Source organism: Mesorhizobium sp. M7A.F.Ca.CA.002.15.2.1 (assembly GCF_003998715.1).
Taxonomy (GTDB): domain Bacteria; phylum Pseudomonadota; class Alphaproteobacteria; order Rhizobiales; family Rhizobiaceae; genus Mesorhizobium; species Mesorhizobium ciceri.
In genome coordinates this window covers 1-821 of sequence record NZ_RZPI01001148.1, presented here as the reverse complement: position 1 = coordinate 821, position 821 = coordinate 1, and the positions used below count along the sequence as shown (strand labels likewise).

Here is an 821-nt window from a genome sequence, read left to right as displayed (position 1 = left end):
CAAGAGTCCAAAGGATGATGGCGAGATCGGCCGCCAGTACCGGCCCGGCCATGCCGACTACACCTATGACGTCAAATACGGGGTGCGCGATTATCGTGGCGGCGGCCGCTCCTCGGCCCGCGAGACGGCAGCCAGAGTGGCGGCCGGTGCCTTGGCGCGCAAGGTGGTGCCCGGCGTGGTGGTGCGCGGTGCGCTGGTGTCGATGGGCGAGAAATCCATCGATCGCGCCAACTGGAACTGGAATTTCATCGGCGATGCGGAAAATCCGTTCTTCACCCCCGATCCGGCTTCCGTTCCTGTCTTCACGCAGTATCTCGACGGCATCCGCAAGGCGGGCTCCTCGGTCGGTGCGGTGATCGAGATCGTCGCCGACGGCGTTCCACCGGGCCTCGGCGCGCCGATCTATGCCAAGCTCGACCAGGACATCGCCTCCGGCCTGATGTCGATCAACGCGGTCAAGGGCGTCGAGATCGGCAACGGCTTCGAGGCCGCCCGCATCACCGGCGAGCAGAATGCCGACGAGATGCGCATCGGCAATGACGGCAAGCCGGTGTTCCTGTCCAACAATGCCGGCGGCATCCTCGGCGGCATCTCGACCGGCCAGGCAATCGTCGCCCGTTTCGCCGTCAAGCCGACCTCGTCGATCCTGACCCCGCGAAAGTCGATCGATAAGGACGGCAAGGACGTCGAGATCATGACCAAGGGCCGCCACGATCCATGCGTCGGCATCCGCGCCGTGCCGATCGGCGAGGCAATGGTTGCCTGTGCGATCGCCGATCATTATCTGCGGCATCGGGGACAGACGGGGAGGGGAATAGGGG

The 821-nt window shown here is 65.2% G+C and carries 1 protein-coding gene; it reads left to right on the top strand.

The genetic code is table 11. The features are described from left to right. Window positions 1–821, top strand: an 821-nt coding sequence (aroC, locus tag ENZ74_RS33275) for a chorismate synthase (protein WP_127313360.1), incomplete at both ends; no start/stop codon positions are given.